Origin of the sequence: Primorskyibacter sedentarius (genome assembly GCF_004342065.1) — a bacterium.
Taxonomy (GTDB): Bacteria; Pseudomonadota; Alphaproteobacteria; order Rhodobacterales; family Rhodobacteraceae; genus Primorskyibacter; species Primorskyibacter sedentarius.
The window spans coordinates 1-1521 of sequence record NZ_SLZU01000076.1 but is presented as its reverse complement, the minus strand read 5'-3'; the positions used below and the strand labels follow the sequence as shown (position 1 = coordinate 1521).

General features: G+C 53.3%; 1 protein-coding gene. It reads right to left on the bottom strand.

Going from position 1 to position 1521, the window contains the following annotated elements; all coding sequences use genetic code 11:
• Nucleotides 1-1416 precede the first annotated feature (1416 nt).
• A partial coding sequence (locus EDD52_RS23535) for a 4Fe-4S dicluster domain-containing protein (RefSeq protein WP_132248510.1) occupies nt 1417-1521 on the bottom strand: 105 nt, incomplete at its 5' end.

The following is a 1521-nucleotide window of genomic DNA, read 5'->3' as shown; positions in this document are numbered from 1 at the left end:
CCGGGAAAACCCAAACCCATAAACAATGCTAGACTCGGATACTGGTATGGCAGAAACGGATTAATTGCTTCGACCAGTGCTAGGCTGATCCAGACCGTGAATGCGCCTAGGAAGGCGGCAGTGTAAGTTGCTATTCGGCGTATCATTTCGCAACTGTACTAGGCCAATTCATACTTCAGTGGAAGCGGCCATTCATGTGCATTGCAGCATAAGTCAATCTGGGCTCCCTGCCGCCTTGCGGCACTGCAACGTCGTGACCACCGGCCTGGGCAGTTGCCGTCGTCGTCGCAGGTGACCGCAGGCAGCCCTTTCGAGACCTTCGTGCCTGGCGCGGCGACATCCATGCCGCATGTGCGAGAAGCCGAAGCCAACTTGCCGGAAGCAGACGCTCGACCACCTGATGCAGTAATCGATGATGCTGCAGGCCGCGCGACCGGCAGCGATGCGCAGATAGCGGTCTTTGCAGAAACTTGCAAAGCACACCTGATTGTCGCGCAAACCCGGTAGAACGCCGCGACGCAGCGTAGGCATTGCAGCCGTTCGCTGATCGCGCAGCATTTCCGTAGGTCGAACAACGGCACAGCGAACTACTCTGCCGTTAGGATGTACGCCATAATATGCTACTATTGGCGAGGCAAATTTAATTAGACTTCGTACGTTGCTGACGTTTCGTTTGAATTTGCCGTTAGTAATAGAGTTCAACAGGCATCGTAAACAAGGTCCACGTGCGAAGACGGAGGCTCGGAATGTCTACCGAATATAGTTCAAAGCATTTACTGATTTTGAGCGACTACGTCTCCTTGAATTTCGCAGAACCAGAACGAACCAATGCTTTGAAACTTTTGCGCAAGCGATATGTCGAAGCCTGTGCGAGAGAGAAATTGGACCATCAGAAGCTAAGGGATAGCGCTCAAGTCAAAAGAATTCGGGAAATTTATGATCGGTCAGCTTTAGTTGAGGCAGAAACAACACGGACTAAATGCCATGTGTGCGATGGGCGCGGCGAATACTGCGGACGGACAGGTTGGCGATCTTGTAATCGGTGCTACGGAAGAGGATACATTTGAACGCTCGGCTTTGCCATTTGGCATTGCAAATAGGCCATCAGCCGCCTTGCAGCACTCCGGCGCCCTGACCACCCAAACGGGCAGTTGCCGTCGTCGTCGCAAGTGACCGCAGGCAGACTGGAGCGGATCCATGTCTTTTGCCTCTTTCGACGAAGGAGCATATGCAGGTTGGGTGATATCGAGTCATTTGATCGTTTGCACACTCGGCACCGGCTTCGATACTGGCCTCGGCGATTATCAACAAATCGGACAGGAGGGTTTCCCACCCACGCGTGCAATCAAATCAGATGGCTGGATTCCATTGTCCTTGCTTTGTCATTGTCAGAAGTGCGGGTCGTGGCGCATTCGTTTACATGTTTGGATAGTTTGGTCCGTCCCCGCCCTGCGGCGTGGTCCATGTGATGTTCTGCGCCGGATCCTTGATGTCGCAGGTCTTGCAATGCACGCAGTTCTG